Here is a 13,082-nt window from a genome sequence, read left to right on the forward strand (position 1 = left end):
GAACAGGACAGTGAAACGACTTCGCGCCGATGATAGTGCGGGTTCCCGTGTGAAAGTAGGTCATCGTCAGGCTCATTATTCAAGCTACCCCCTCTGATCTCTACGGTCAGAGGGGGTTCGCTTTTTTTGCGCCTGCTCTAATAAATCGCATCTTTTCGGTGAGTGCATGGGAGAATATGACCATGCATGCATTGTTTGAAGATTCCGGCAAATTCTTGGCCGGTCGTATCCTCTCTGAAACTGATACTTCGGCTCAAGTGGAGCTTGAGTCTGGCAAACGGGTCAAAGTCAAGGCTACCCACATTCTGCTGAAGTTTGATAAGCCCTCTCCCACAGAGCTGATGCTTCAAGCACAGGCCGTGGCTTCCAGTATCGAACTGGATTTGGCATGGGAGTTTGCCCCTGAAGAGGAGTTTGGTTTTGCCGATTTAGCGCGCGACTATTTTTCTGAGCAGGCTACATTGGCTCAGCAGGCGGGTGCCTTGTTCTGTATGCATGAGTCTCCGCACTATTTTCGGCGGGCGGGCAAAGGACGTTTCAAAAAGGCGTCGGCAGATGTTTTGCAACAGGCTTTGGCGGCCATTGAAAAGAAAAAAGCCATTTTGCAGCAGGTGGCTGATTGGGCACAGGCTTTGGGGCAAGGGGATTGTCCACAACCAATTCGTGATCAGTTGTACAAAATCCTGTTCAAGCCTGACAAGAATGCGCCAGAGTACAAGGCCGTAGTGGAGGCCAGCCGGTCTACCCATACCGCTCCTCTGGTGTTGTTACAGCAAGCGGGAGCCATAGATTCTGCATACCAATTCCATTGGCAGCGGTTCTTGTTTGATAACTTTCCTAAGGGTACAGGTTTCCCCACCCTAGAGGCACCCCAACCACCAGAAGATTTGCCGCTGGCTCCGGTACAGGCCTATTCCATTGACGATTCGCATACCACCGAAATTGATGATGCGTTGTCGGTTCAGGGGTTAGGGACAGGAACGGTGGTGTTGGGTATTCATATTGCTGCGCCCGGTTTGGCGATGGTGCCGGGATCGTCACTAGACCAGTTGGGGCGCAATCGCTTGTCTACGGTGTATATGCCAGGGTACAAGATCACTATGTTGCCCGATGCAGTGGTGCAGATCTATACCTTGGATGAGGGGCGTGCCAACCCGGCAGTCTCTTTGTACGTCACGATCAATGAGGAGAGCCTTGAAATCATTGGGACGGAAACGAAGCTGGAGCGTGTGCCGGTGGCGGTCAATTTACGCCACGATCGACTCGACCATATTGTGACGGAAGGGTGGTTGACCGATCCATCTGTGCAGGTTCCAGAGACGCCAGAAGCATTGCTTTGTTTGCGCGAGCAATTGGCATTTTTGTACCGATTGGCCAAGCAGCTCAAAGCCCAACGGGAAGTGGTACGCGGTAAGCCGGAAAATTTTAATCGACCCGATTACAACTTCCGTTTGCAGGGCAACGACGGCGCTGAGCCTGATGGTTCTGAGACCGTACAGATCACGACCCGTCAGCGTGGCGCACCCCTGGATCTGATCGTGGCGGAGGCGGCGATTGTGGCTAACAGTACTTGGGGTGCTTGGTTGGCAGAGTTGGGGGTGCCTGGTATCTACCGCAGTCAGGCTAGCATGGCACCAGGGGTCAAGGTGCGTATGGGCACGAAGGCATTGCCCCATGCAGGTATTGGTGTGAAGAGCTATGCTTGGGCTACATCGCCGTTGCGCCGTTATGTCGATTTGGTCAATCAATGGCAGATTATTGCCTGTGTGCGCCACGGCAACATGGCTGCACTGGCCGCACCTTTCAAACCCAAAAGTGCCGAGTTGTTTTCTATCATTAGCAGTTTTGATGCTACTTATGGTGCCTACAACAGTTATCAGGCCAGTATGGAGCGTTTTTGGACGCTCAAATATTTGCAGCAAAATGCAATCACCGAGCTCGAAGCCACCGTCATCAAGGATGTGCCTGGTGGCGATTGTTTAGTCCGTGCCGATACCTTGCCATTGGTCTTTGCTGTTTTGGGGGCACAGAATTTGCCACGCGGCGCTCGTTTGCGTGTCAAGTTGGGTGCCATTGATGAAATGGCATTGGATGTGCATGGCACGGTGTTGGAGCGTTTAGACAACCCTGTGGATTCTTCTGCAATGGCTGCAGAAGGTGAGGACGAAGAGGATGCCGCTACTGCAGGGCCGATTGCGATTGCTGTAGATCTGAGTGATGCAGACGCAGAAAACAGTGTGCCGATGGCGCCCAGCGTCGGATAATCTGCCTCCGTGAAATCACCAGCCTTTTTTTCTTCCTTCAACACGTTGCAGTGGGCACTGACAATGTCGGTTGCCCTGCATGCAGGGCTGTTGACAGTGCGTTTTGTTCACCCTGAAGCTTTTCATCGGGTATTTCAGGATACGCCTCTGGAGGTGATTCTGGTCAATGCCCGTTCAGATGAGCGTCCTGACCAAGCGCAGGCGATTGCTCAACATGCCTTGGCAGGGGGGGGAGAGGCTGCCCAAGGGCGGGCTAGCAGTCCGTTGCCTTATTCGGCTTTGACCAAGGTAGGTGATGACTACGAAGAGGCACAACGCCAGTTAGATGCTTTACAGGTACAGCAGATGCGGCTGTTGGCACAGTTGCGCCAACAGCTGGCGGCCTTGCCACCCTCTGATCCACAAAATGTGGTTGCTGGCCGTGCGCCTGAAGAGCAGGAAGAAAAACGCCGTCAGTTGTTGAAGCTGTTGGCTGAGATTGAAAAGCGCATCAATGATGAGAATGCCCGACCCAAGAAGCGTTACATCAGTCCTGCCACGCGCAATGAAGTTTATGCCGTTTACTACGATACGATGCGCCGCAAGGTAGAGGATAAAGGGACGGCTAACTTTCCGGAGAGGAATGGGCAAAAAATCTATGGTGAGTTGACCATGATTGTGACCGTGAATCATGATGGTCGTGTGCTGGAGACAGAGGTGGTGCAGAGTTCTGGCAATTCCTTGCTCGATCGTCGTGCCGAGGCGATTGCTCGAGCCGCTGGGCCTTTTGAGCCTTTTGGTCAGGCTATGCGTAGTCAGGCCGATCAGATTGCTGTGGTGTCACGCTTCAAGTTTACGCGTGATCAGACGTTGGAGACCCATGTGCAATGAGTGGTAATGCTGATCTTTATTGTGTGATGGGCAATCCGGTAGAGCATAGCCGTTCACCTTGGATACATGCCCGTTTTGCTGAGTTGACAGGAGAGGCGCTGCGTTATGAGCGCCGTTTGGTGTCATTGACAGGTTTTGCCCAGGCCGTTCACGATTTTGCGGCTACGGGGGGCTGTGGTTGCAATGTGACAGTGCCATTCAAGTTAGAGGCGGCAGGTCTGGCTAGCCATTGCAGCGAGCGTGTGCTGTTGGCTGGAGCGGCCAATACGCTGACTTTTAGCGCAGGAGCCATCGTCGCTGACAATACCGATGGCTTGGGTTTGGTGGCAGATTTGACGCAGAACGCGGGTTTCGATTTGGCCGGGCGCGATGTGTTGTTGATTGGTGCGGGTGGTGCCGCAGCAGGTGCATTGGGGCCATTGTTGGCGGCCAAGCCGCGCTGTGTTGTGGTGGCTAATCGAACGTTGTCGCGTGCCCAGACGCTGGTGGCCGCCCATGCGGCGTTGGCTGTAGCCAACCATACCGAATTACTTGCTACAAGCCCACTGGCGTTAGAGGCTGATTTTGATTTGGTGATCAATGCCAGTGCCAGTAGTTTGGTGGGTGATGCCGTGCCAGTAGCAGCAACCGTGTTGCGTTCTGGGGCGCTGGCTTATGACATGATGTATGGCCCTGCGGCCCAAGGTTTTTTGGATTGGGCGAGCACCCACGGTGCCCAGGCCCGTGATGGCTTGGGAATGTTGGTAGAGCAGGCCGCAGAAGCTTTTGCCATTTGGCGTGGTGTGCGTCCTCCGGGAGCGCAGGTATTGGCTGAGTTGCGCGCGCTGTTGGTGGCGCCTTCCTTGGCAGCAGGTCATGCGCATTCTGGGCATTGATCCTGGCTTGCAAACCACCGGTTTCGGGGTCATTGATGTGCAGGGGCAGGCTGCTAGTTATGTGGCCAGTGGCACTATTCGCACGACAGGTTTAGCACTGGGGAATTTGCCGGGGCGGCTCAAGGTGTTGTTCGACGGGATTGGCGAGGTGGTGGCGCGTTACCAGCCAGATGCCGCCGCGGTAGAAATTGTGTTTGTCAACGTCAATCCACAGTCGACGCTTTTGCTGGGACAGGCGCGCGGTGCCTGTATTACGGCATTGGTGGCTTGTGATTTGCCGGTGGCTGAATACACCGCACTGCAGATGAAGAAAGCCGTTGTGGGGCACGGTCGTGCAGCCAAGTCTCAAGTGCAGGAGATGGTGCGCCGTTTGTTGGAGCTACCTGGTTTGCCAGGCACCGATGCTGCCGATGCCTTGGGGTTGGCCATTACCCATGCTCATGCCGGTGCCGCCATGGCCCGACTGGGCGCCTCTACGACTTTGCAACGTCGCCAACACGCGATGTTTAAGGCGGGGCGCAGTTACTGATACTGACGATGCCTTGTAACATTGGCATCAAAGCGCGCACACCACCCACGCCTGCGCGATGCCTATTGCATGGCCGAGGGCTGCCTATCCCCGCACGTCCGGTCTTTCAGACACATTACCATGGCCACTACTTACACTATCAGCGACCTTGCCAAAGAGTTTGACCTCACGACCCGTGCGATGCGCTTCTATGAGGACATGGGTCTGCTCCAACCGGAGCGCACTGGCCCTGGCGGTCGTAATCGTCTCTACAGTAACCGTGATCGTACCCGTCTGAAGTTGACGCTGCGGGCCAAGCGTTTGGGACTGTCGCTGTCCGAGGCGAAAGAAATTATTGATCTGTATGACAGCCCCCGCGACACTGGCGTGCAATTGCGCAAGTTTCTCAGTGTGCTGGCGGGGCATCGTTGCCAGCTGGAAGAGCAGATGGCCGATTTGCAAGCGAACCTTGACGAAATCAAGGAGCACGAAAAAGAAGCCCGTGCGCTGCTAGCGAAGATGGACAAAAATCAGCCATAATTGACGTTTACGTAAACGTAATTCAGGAGCTGGCATGGCAGAAGCTGTTTTTGAGCCACGTGATCCTCAATATCTCCAGCGGGTGAGTGACAGCTTTGCCCGTCAGCAGGCGATGCATACTTTGGGTGCGCGGTTGGAGCATGTGGCGCCCGGTGCTGTGGATATCGGGCTGGATTGGGCAGCGGCATTAACCCAGCAACATGGCTTTTTGCATGCAGGCATGGTGTCTACCGCACTAGATTCTGCTTGTGGCTACGCCGCCTTCACTCTCATGGCTGCCGATGCCGAGGTGCTGACCATTGAGTTCAAGATCAATTTGCTGGCTCCGGCGCTGGGCAAACGCTTTCGCATGGAAGGCCGGGTGCTCAAGCCGGGCCGCACTATCACTGTGGCTGAGGGTCGGGCGTATGCCTTGGCGGATGGCCAAGAGAAGTTGGTAGCCACCATGCATTGCACCTTGATGGCGGTCACAGGCCGTCCAGATGTGCGCTACTGAATCGTTTCGAGCATCTTTTCTTCCTTTCATACCTACACATCAGGAGACATTGCGATGAGCCTTCCCGCCAACTTGCCCGGCCTCAACTTTCAACTGGGCGAAGACATTGATGCCCTGCGCGATGCTGTGCGCGACTTTGCCCAAGCCGAAATCGCTCCCCGTGCTGCCGAAATCGACCATAGCGATCAGTTCCCAATGGATTTGTGGCGCAAGATGGGCGACTTGGGCGTGCTGGGTATCACGGTGTCTGAGGAGTACGGTGGTGCTGACATGGGCTATCTGGCCCACATGGTGGCGATGGAAGAAATTTCTCGTGCCAGTGCTTCGGTGGGCTTGAGCTATGGCGCACACTCGAACCTGTGTGTGAACCAAATCAACCGCAATGGCAATGCCGAACAACGGCAAAAGTACCTGCCCAAGCTGATCAGCGGTGAGCATGTTGGTGCCTTGGCGATGAGTGAACCGGGTGCAGGCTCTGACGTTATCAGCATGAAGTTGAAGGCCGAAGACAAGGGGGGCTACTACCTGCTCAATGGCAACAAGATGTGGATCACCAATGGCCCCGATGCGGATACGTTGGTGGTTTATGCCAAGACCGAGCCAGAGTTGGGGGCGCGTGGCGTCACGGCCTTTTTGATCGAAAAGGGCATGAAGGGCTTCAGTATTGCGCAAAAGCTGGACAAACTGGGGATGCGCGGTAGCCACACGGGCGAGCTGGTGTTTGAAAACGTGGAGGTGCCCGCGCAGAACATTTTGGGCAACGTCAATGGCGGGGCCAAGGTGCTGATGAGCGGCTTGGATTACGAGCGTGCTGTGCTCACCGGTGGCCCGCTGGGCATCATGCAGGCTGTGATGGACAACGTGGTGCCTTACATCCATGACCGTAAGCAGTTTGGTCAGAGTATTGGCGAGTTTCAGCTTATCCAAGGCAAGGTGGCTGACATGTACACCGTGCTGCAAGCGGGGCGCTCGTTTGCTTATACCGTGGCTAAGAATCTGGACATGTTGGGCACTGACCATGTCCGCCAAGTGCGTAAGGACTGTGCCAGCGTGATTTTGTGGTGTGCTGAACAAGCCACGAAAATGGCGGGCGATGGCATTCAGATCTTTGGTGGCAATGGCTACATCAATGAGTATCCCTTGGGCCGTTTGTGGCGTGATGCCAAGCTCTATGAGATTGGCGCTGGCACCAGCGAAATCCGCCGCATGCTGATTGGCCGAGAGCTGTTTGCCGAGACCTGTTAATTTTCTACTTTGAAGGAGTCCCGTGATGCATAACCCCTCCATTAGCCAACTGTTTGACAACAACCGTGCTTGGGCAGCGCAGATGGAGCGGGATCGGCCGGGCTTCTTTACCAACCTGATGGCGCAGCAAAAGCCGCGCTATATGTGGGTGGGCTGCTCTGACAGCCGGGTGCCTGCCAATCAAATCACTGGCTTGGAGCCGGGTGAAGTGTTTGTGCACCGTAATGTGGCTAATGTGGTGGTGCCCACCGATCTCAATTGCCTGTCTACCATCCAATACGCAGTGGATCAACTCAAGGTGGAACACCTGATGGTGGTGGGTCACTACGGTTGCGGTGGCGTGCTGGCGGCTTTAGAAGATATTCGCGTTGGCTTGGCCGATAACTGGATTCGCCACGTCAAGGACGTGCGTGACCGCCACCGTGATTTGCTGGCCCGCATGGCCCCCGAGTCCCGCCATGATGCTTTGTGCGAACTCAATGCCATTGAGCAGGTGGTCAATATTGCCCAAACCACGGTGCTGCAAGATGCTTGGGCACGCGGCCAGCAAGTGACGCTGCACGGCTGGTGCTATGGCCTGAAAGATGGGCTGATCAACAACCTGCACATGTCTGTCAGCAGCAACGAGGGGTTTGAGAGCCTCTACCGTGCCGCCATAGCAGGGGTGGCCGAAGGCCGTTGCTAAATACGCCCAAAAATACAAAACCAAACTACAGGAGACAACACTATGACATCCCCAACTACCGAATCCATTGTTATTTTGGGCGCAGCCCGCACCCCGATGGGCTCTTTTCAGGGTGATTTTTCTGGCATTGCTGCCCATGATTTGGGTGGTGTTGCTATTGCCGCCGCCGTAGCCCGTGCCGGCGTGGCCCCCTCTGCCGTGGGCGAAGTGTTGTTTGGCAATTGCCTGATGGCAGGCCAAGGCCAAGCCCCGGCACGCCAAGCCGCCTTCAAGGGCGGATTACCCAAAGAAGCTGGAGCGGTCACGCTGTCCAAAATGTGCGGCTCGGGCATGAAGGCGGCCATGTTTGCCCACGATATGTTGTTGGCCGGCACACACGATGTGATGGTGGCCGGTGGCATGGAAAGCATGACCAACGCCCCCTACCTGCTGCAAAAAGGCCGGGGCGGTTATCGCATCGGCCACGACCGCATTTTTGACCACATGATGCTCGATGGCCTCGAAGATGCCTACCAGCCGGGCCGCTCGATGGGTACGTTTGGCGAAGACTGTGCCGCCAAATACAGCTTTAGCAAAGCGCAGCAAGATGCTTTTGCTACTGCCAGTGTGCAACGCGCCCAAGCCGCCATTGCCTCGGGCGCTTTTGCGGCCGAGATTGCCCCTGTCACCCTGCAAACACGCGCAGGTGAGGTTGTCGTCTCCAAAGACGAAGGCCCGGGCAAAATCAAGCTCGACAAAATTCCCCAACTCAAGCCTGCCTTCAAAAAAGACGGCACCATCACGGCCGCTTCCAGTTCGAGCATTAACGACGGTGCGGCTGCATTGGTGTTGGCGCGCGCCTCTACAGCCCAACAACTCGGTGCCAAGCCGCTGGCGCGTATCGTGGCCCATGCCACCCACGCCCAAGAGCCAGAATGGTTTGCCACGGCCCCCCTTGGGGCCACACAAAAGGTGCTAGCCAAAGCAGGGTGGAGTGCTGCCGATGTGGATTTGTGGGAGATCAACGAAGCCTTTGCCGTGGTTCCTATGGCGTTGATGCACGATCTGAACCTGCCGCATGACAAAGTGAATGTGAACGGTGGCGCTTGTGCTTTGGGCCACCCTATTGGGGCCAGTGGTGCGCGCATCATAGTGACGTTGATTTATGCACTGCAAGCCCGTGGCCTGACAAAAGGCGTGGCTACCTTGTGCATTGGTGGCGGGGAAGCCACAGCGGTTGCCATTGAGCTGCTGTAAGTTCTAGGCTCAGGAGACCCCCATGCTGCTGACCCAAGATCAGGAGATGATTCGTGATGCTGTGCGCGATTTTGCACAGCGCGAGCTCTGGCCCCATGCTGCCCGCTGGGACAAGGAGCACCACTTTCCTAAAGAAGCGCACCAAGGGCTGGCAGCACTGGGAGCCTACGGCATTTGCGTGCCCGAAGAACTCGGCGGAGCCAACCTCGACTATGTCACGCTGGCGCTGGTGTTGGAAGAGATTGCGGCGGGCGATGGCGGCACCAGCACTGCCATCAGCGTGACCAATTGCCCAGTCAATGCCATCTTGATGCGTTATGGCAATGCCCAACAGCAGCGCCAGTGGCTCACACCCTTGGCCCGTGGCGAGATGCTGGGCGCGTTTTGCCTGACGGAGCCCCATGTAGGCTCTGATGCTTCGGCGTTGCGCACTACGGCGACCCGTGAGGGTGATGGCTATGTCATCAACGGTGTGAAGCAGTTCATTACCAGCGGTCAAAACGGCCAAGTGGCCATCGTGATTGCCGTGACCGATAAGGCGGCTGGCAAAAAAGGCATGAGCGCCTTTATCGTGCCCACCAGCACCCCTGGCTATGTGGTGGCACGCCTAGAGGACAAACTGGGCCAGCACAGCAGCGATACGGCACAGATCAATTTTGACCAATGCCGTATTCCAGCCGACAACCTGATTGGCGCGGAAGGCGAGGGTTACAAAATCGCCCTTTCTGCTTTGGAAGGTGGGCGTATTGGCATTGCCGCACAAAGCGTAGGCATGGCGCGTAGTGCCTTGGAGCTGGCAGTGCAGTATGCCAAGCAACGCGAGAGCTTTGGCACCGCCATTTTTAATCATCAGGCAGTGGGTTTTCGTTTGGCTGATTGCGCTACGCAATTAGAGGCGGCACGCCAGCTGATTTGGCATGCGGCCAGTTTGCGCGATGCCGGTCGTCCTTGCCTGAAAGAGGCAGCGATGGCCAAACTCTTTGCCAGTGAGATGGCCGAACGGGTGTGCAGTGCTGCTATCCAAACACTGGGCGGTTATGGCGTGGTCAATGATTTTCCGGTGGAGCGCATTTACCGGGATGTGCGTGTCTGCCAAATCTACGAAGGCACCAGCGATGTGCAGAAAATCATTATCCAGCGGGCATTGGCCTGATCAAGGGGCTCGCACCACGATTCTGGAGTTGAGCTGGTAGCCAAACCCCCGGATGGCCTTGATGCTGTGGGATAGGTTCAGCATTTGGGTCATTTTGCTGCGCAATCGGCTGATGAGCACGGCGAGGTTTTCACGGTTCAGGTGGCTGTTGCTTTGTTGGTTGATGCGCTGGAGCAGCATGTCGGTGTCCATGCGCCGTTGGGGGGCCAGCGCCAATTCTCGCAACAGCTGGATTTCTGTCATGCTGAGTGACAAACTTTGTTGCTCAGACCGTATCAACTGCTGGTGGCCCAGGTCAAGCACCAGTTCGATTTGGGGGGAGCGTTGTACCCGGCGTGCCAGGCTGGCAATCACAGCCTCCAATTCGTTGATGTTGGCGGGTTTGGTCAGATAGACATCGGCACCCGATTCATAGCCTGAGATTTTGTCTTGGGACAGTTTGCGTGCTGTCAACATGACGATGCCAATGTGGGGCATTGCGGCACGCATTCGTTGAGCGATACTCAATCCGTCTTCTTCAGGCAGGTTCAGATCAAGAATCAGGATATCGGCGGGTTCCTCGTTCAGTGCGGCGTCGAGTTGTTCGCCCGAGTCTACGCCCCGCAATTGCCATCCGGGTCGTTCTAGAAATGCCAGCAATTCTTCTTGCAGCAATTCATTGTCTTCTACCACCACAATAGACAAAGGGTGGTCAGCATGGGCATGGACAGGGTGAGCGTTTAACAACGGGGATACTCCAGCGTGAATGTGATCCACATGCCATCTTGCCGGTACTGAACCTGCCCACCACCGCGTTGGGCGATTTGTTGTACCAAGTACAGACCTAAGCCTGAACCGGTGGCGTGGTGGGCTGCATTGGCACGGTAATACTTTTGGAAGATCTGCTGGGCATCAGGATAACCAGCGCGCCCAGGCAGGTTGCGCACCACCAGATGCCAGCGTGGCGGTGTTTTTGAACTGAGCAGTTGGACTTCTACCAGACTGTCTGGTGGTGAGTAGGCCAAGGCATTGTCGAGCAGGTTGCTGAACATTGTTTTGACGTTCAGGCTGTCTGCCTGCACAGGCAAGTTGCTTGGCAGTTGCAGCACCAACCGATGGGCATTTTTATGCTGGCGCTGGTAGTCGTGCAGCAGTGCAACCAAGTCCAGTGTTTCTGGGTGTTCGCTGGTATGACCTTGTTCGAGCCGGTCTACTTGTCGGCAGCGTTCGAGCACAGCATCCATGCTGTCAATTGCTTGCTGGATGCGGACGAGCCGTTGCCGACCAAAGGTATCTTCCAGTTTGCGTTGTAGCGTCAAGGCCGACAGGCGGATGCTGGCCAGAGGGCTTTTGAGCTCATGCAACAGCATGTTGATGAAGGTGGCCGATTCTTGGAGCTTTTGTTGTTCCCATTGAAAACGGCGTTGGGTCTCCTGTATTTGGCCGTGCAGCAGGGCGTATTCCCGTTGTTGTAGAACATCTCGGCGCATGAGCACCAGATGCAGCATCACAGCAGCAAACAGGTTGACCAACAGGGTGCTGGGCAGCACATGCAGCGCGCCTGATTGACCGACACCCAGCATGGGCAACAACAGGTAAATGAGGTAGCTGATTTGTAGGCCGTAGAACACACGGATAGTCCAGCGCAATGGCCGATCGTTGATATTGAACAGCAGCAGATCTGCCAGACCGATGAGGGTATAAAACAGCACGGCATTGGTGTTGAGCTTCATTGCCAGCCGCGGATCACCCCAAAAAATTTGCCATACCTCCCAGCACAGTATCAATACCACGGCTGTACGCAACCAAAAGATCAGCCTGTTGCCATCAAAAATGGCATTGATCTTGGCATACATCAGGGAAGCCAAGGTCAGGTGTACGCAGGCGGCCAGCATGGAGGCGCGGTCTACCCAATAGGGCTGTGCGGGCAGGATGTATCGGGCCAAAGAACCCGTAAAGGCCAGCGTGAGCACGATACCAGCCAGTTGCAGCAGGCCATTGATTAGCCAAGCGCCGTCTTTGCTAATGAGTGCCCGCATCAGGGCTATCCAGGCCAGCACCAGTAGCAGGCAGATGTAGGCGCCCACCAACAGGTATTGCAAGCTTTCAAAGTGTTGGGCATCGGCTTCGGTACGGACTTGTACATTCAGTGCCTGTACGGTGTTGCTTTGCAGCCGAACGTAAAACACGGTGGCTTGTTGTGGTGCAGCCGGGTATAGCCAGAAGCTGTAGGTCAGGTCGGGGCGTTCGCGTTGTTGGTAAGCCAGCAGATCACCACCTTGGCGAATTTCCCAGGGGGCGTCGGTTGGGGCGGAAGGGGCAGCGGGCCGATAGAGGTGTAACTGATCGATATGGGAGGGCCGCACCGAGACCACCAGCCGAGGCTCGGTGCTGGGCGGTACTGTGACCCGCAGCCAGAGTGCGCTTTTGGTGTATCCCCGTGACAAAAATTCTGGTGCCGGTGCAAATGCCTGTTGTTGTACCTGCTCAAAAGACATCTGACCGTGGTGGTCGACAAACATTTCGCGCTGCACTGGTAGCGGCGAGGCTTGTGCGGTGCAGGAGATGCCACCCAGTAGCAGGCACAGGAGCAAAAACATGCATCCAACACTGCAGCGCAGTACGGCATGGTGTGGCATGGTGCGTGGACTGTGCTTTCAAAGAGGAGATAGAGGCATCTGCGCGGTTGGGGTGCGAGTGGCTTATGGGGCCGAAGCGGAAGGGGGGCTGGGGGCGGGTAGGGGCCAATCCATCAGGCGCCAGCCCATGAGTGCTGCAGGTACGTCAAAGACATGGGCCAACTCTAGTAAGTCGCTCATGGCCAGGTCTTGGACACAGAAGCGTAGTACGGATTCGGGAATGAGCAGGCGCAGGGCAAACTGGTGGGCTGCACGCTCGGTGCGGGTTTGCATATCCATAGAAAAATCATCAGACACCTCTATGCTGCGCTCTAAGCCGGGACGCAGGTGGTGCAATGCCACATGCCCTAGCGCCTGGGCCAAGGCGTAGCGTTGTCGTTCATGGTGGTGGTGCTGCCCCAGCGTGACCAAAGGTTGGTTTTGTAGGCTGATTTGTAGGTGGGCACAGGCCGCCGTTGGGCTAGGGCTGTGGGCTAGCACTATGCCCATGTTCTGGGCAATGTGTGCCACATCCACAGGCACCGATTGATTCCAGTGGAGCTTGAGAATGCCTTCTGCAAACATGACCATGCGGCGCATTATCGGAGGCACC

13 protein-coding genes are annotated in these 13,082 nt (G+C 55.9%); 10 read left to right on the forward strand and 3 right to left on the reverse strand.

Translation table 11 applies throughout. From position 1 onward, the window contains the following. Positions 1-182: 182 nt before the first annotated feature. The 10 genes from ACFO6X_RS13065 (at position 183) to ACFO6X_RS13110 (ending at position 9,872) form a co-directional block, all read left to right on the forward strand. Positions 183-2,264 carry a ribonuclease catalytic domain-containing protein gene (locus tag ACFO6X_RS13065; protein WP_382433755.1) on the forward strand — a complete coding sequence of 694 codons (2,082 nt, stop codon included), beginning with the start codon at positions 183-185 and terminating at the stop codon, positions 2,262-2,264. A 9-nt stretch (positions 2,265-2,273) separates the two neighbouring features. Beyond that, positions 2,274-3,134, forward strand: coding sequence for an energy transducer TonB (locus ACFO6X_RS13070; RefSeq protein WP_382433757.1), 861 nt, complete (start codon positions 2,274-2,276; stop codon positions 3,132-3,134). Next, on the forward strand, positions 3,131-4,009 hold the full coding sequence (gene aroE, locus ACFO6X_RS13075) for a shikimate dehydrogenase (protein ID WP_382433759.1): 879 nt from the start codon (positions 3,131-3,133) through the stop codon (positions 4,007-4,009). Before ACFO6X_RS13070 ends, aroE begins: the two co-directional genes overlap by 4 nt. Next, on the forward strand, positions 3,990-4,538 hold the full coding sequence (gene ruvC / locus ACFO6X_RS13080) for a crossover junction endodeoxyribonuclease RuvC (RefSeq protein ID WP_382433761.1): 549 nt from the start codon (positions 3,990-3,992) through the stop codon (positions 4,536-4,538). The genes aroE and ruvC overlap by 20 nt, the downstream gene beginning before the upstream one ends. Before the next feature lie 120 nt (positions 4,539-4,658). After that, positions 4,659-5,057 carry a MerR family transcriptional regulator gene (locus ACFO6X_RS13085; protein ID WP_382433763.1) on the forward strand — a complete coding sequence of 133 codons (399 nt, stop codon included), beginning with the start codon at positions 4,659-4,661 and terminating at the stop codon, positions 5,055-5,057. 34 nt (positions 5,058-5,091) lie between these two features. After that, positions 5,092-5,553 carry a PaaI family thioesterase gene (locus ACFO6X_RS13090; protein ID WP_382433765.1) on the forward strand — a complete coding sequence of 154 codons (462 nt, stop codon included), beginning with the start codon at positions 5,092-5,094 and terminating at the stop codon, positions 5,551-5,553. A 54-nt stretch (positions 5,554-5,607) separates the two neighbouring features. Then, positions 5,608-6,798, forward strand: a complete 1,191-nt coding sequence (locus tag ACFO6X_RS13095) for an isovaleryl-CoA dehydrogenase (RefSeq protein WP_382433767.1) — start codon at positions 5,608-5,610, stop codon at positions 6,796-6,798. Between the two features lie 25 nt (positions 6,799-6,823). Next, entirely contained in the window at positions 6,824-7,483 is a 660-nt protein-coding gene (can, locus tag ACFO6X_RS13100; protein ID WP_382433769.1) for a carbonate dehydratase, read from the forward strand. Positions 7,484-7,525: 42 nt separating this feature from the next. After that, positions 7,526-8,719, forward strand: coding sequence for an acetyl-CoA C-acyltransferase (locus ACFO6X_RS13105; protein WP_382433771.1), 1,194 nt, complete (start codon positions 7,526-7,528; stop codon positions 8,717-8,719). A gap of 22 nt (positions 8,720-8,741) precedes the next feature. Beyond that, positions 8,742-9,872: an acyl-CoA dehydrogenase family protein gene (locus ACFO6X_RS13110; protein WP_382433773.1), complete on the forward strand. Its 1,131-nt coding sequence runs from the start codon at positions 8,742-8,744 to the stop codon at positions 9,870-9,872. Here the strand turns inward: ACFO6X_RS13110 and ACFO6X_RS13115 are convergent, their stop codons facing one another. The 3 genes from ACFO6X_RS13115 to ACFO6X_RS13125 form a co-directional block, all read right to left on the reverse strand. Beyond that, positions 9,873-10,598 carry a response regulator transcription factor gene (locus tag ACFO6X_RS13115; protein ID WP_382433775.1) on the reverse strand — a complete coding sequence of 242 codons (726 nt, stop codon included), beginning with the start codon at positions 10,596-10,598 and terminating at the stop codon, positions 9,873-9,875. It lies immediately after the preceding gene. Further along, a complete protein-coding gene (locus tag ACFO6X_RS13120) occupies positions 10,592-12,451 on the reverse strand; it encodes a sensor histidine kinase (RefSeq protein WP_382433777.1) in 1,860 nt (619 codons plus the stop codon). The genes ACFO6X_RS13115 and ACFO6X_RS13120 overlap by 7 nt, the downstream gene beginning before the upstream one ends. Before the next feature lie 102 nt (positions 12,452-12,553). Beyond that, complete coding sequence (locus ACFO6X_RS13125; protein WP_382433779.1) at positions 12,554-13,060, reverse strand: ImmA/IrrE family metallo-endopeptidase; 507 nt, start codon at positions 13,058-13,060, stop codon at positions 12,554-12,556. Positions 13,061-13,082: the final 22 nt, after the last annotated feature.

This window comes from Giesbergeria sinuosa (assembly GCF_042652905.1).
Lineage (GTDB): Bacteria > Pseudomonadota > Gammaproteobacteria > Burkholderiales > Burkholderiaceae_C > Simplicispira > Simplicispira sinuosa.

Bases quoted from the DNA above. Each gene is read 5' to 3' on its own strand.
- ACFO6X_RS13065 (WP_382433755.1), top strand. From the start codon at position 183: ATGCATGCATTGTTTGAAGATTCCGGCAAATTCTTGGCCGGTCGTATC.
- aroE (WP_382433759.1), top strand. From the start codon at position 3,131: ATGAGTGGTAATGCTGATCTTTATTGTGTGATGGGCAATCCGGTAGAG.
- ruvC (WP_382433761.1), top strand. From the start codon at position 3,990: ATGCGCATTCTGGGCATTGATCCTGGCTTGCAAACCACCGGTTTCGGG.
- ACFO6X_RS13085 (WP_382433763.1), top strand. From the start codon at position 4,659: ATGGCCACTACTTACACTATCAGCGACCTTGCCAAAGAGTTTGACCTC.
- ACFO6X_RS13090 (WP_382433765.1), top strand. From the start codon at position 5,092: ATGGCAGAAGCTGTTTTTGAGCCACGTGATCCTCAATATCTCCAGCGG.
- ACFO6X_RS13095 (WP_382433767.1), top strand. From the start codon at position 5,608: ATGAGCCTTCCCGCCAACTTGCCCGGCCTCAACTTTCAACTGGGCGAA.
- can (WP_382433769.1), top strand. From the start codon at position 6,824: ATGCATAACCCCTCCATTAGCCAACTGTTTGACAACAACCGTGCTTGG.
- ACFO6X_RS13105 (WP_382433771.1), top strand. From the start codon at position 7,526: ATGACATCCCCAACTACCGAATCCATTGTTATTTTGGGCGCAGCCCGC.
- ACFO6X_RS13110 (WP_382433773.1), top strand. From the start codon at position 8,742: ATGCTGCTGACCCAAGATCAGGAGATGATTCGTGATGCTGTGCGCGAT.
- ACFO6X_RS13120 (WP_382433777.1), bottom strand. From the start codon at position 12,451: ATGTTTTTGCTCCTGTGCCTGCTACTGGGTGGCATCTCCTGCACCGCA.
- ACFO6X_RS13125 (WP_382433779.1), bottom strand. From the start codon at position 13,060: ATGGTCATGTTTGCAGAAGGCATTCTCAAGCTCCACTGGAATCAATCG.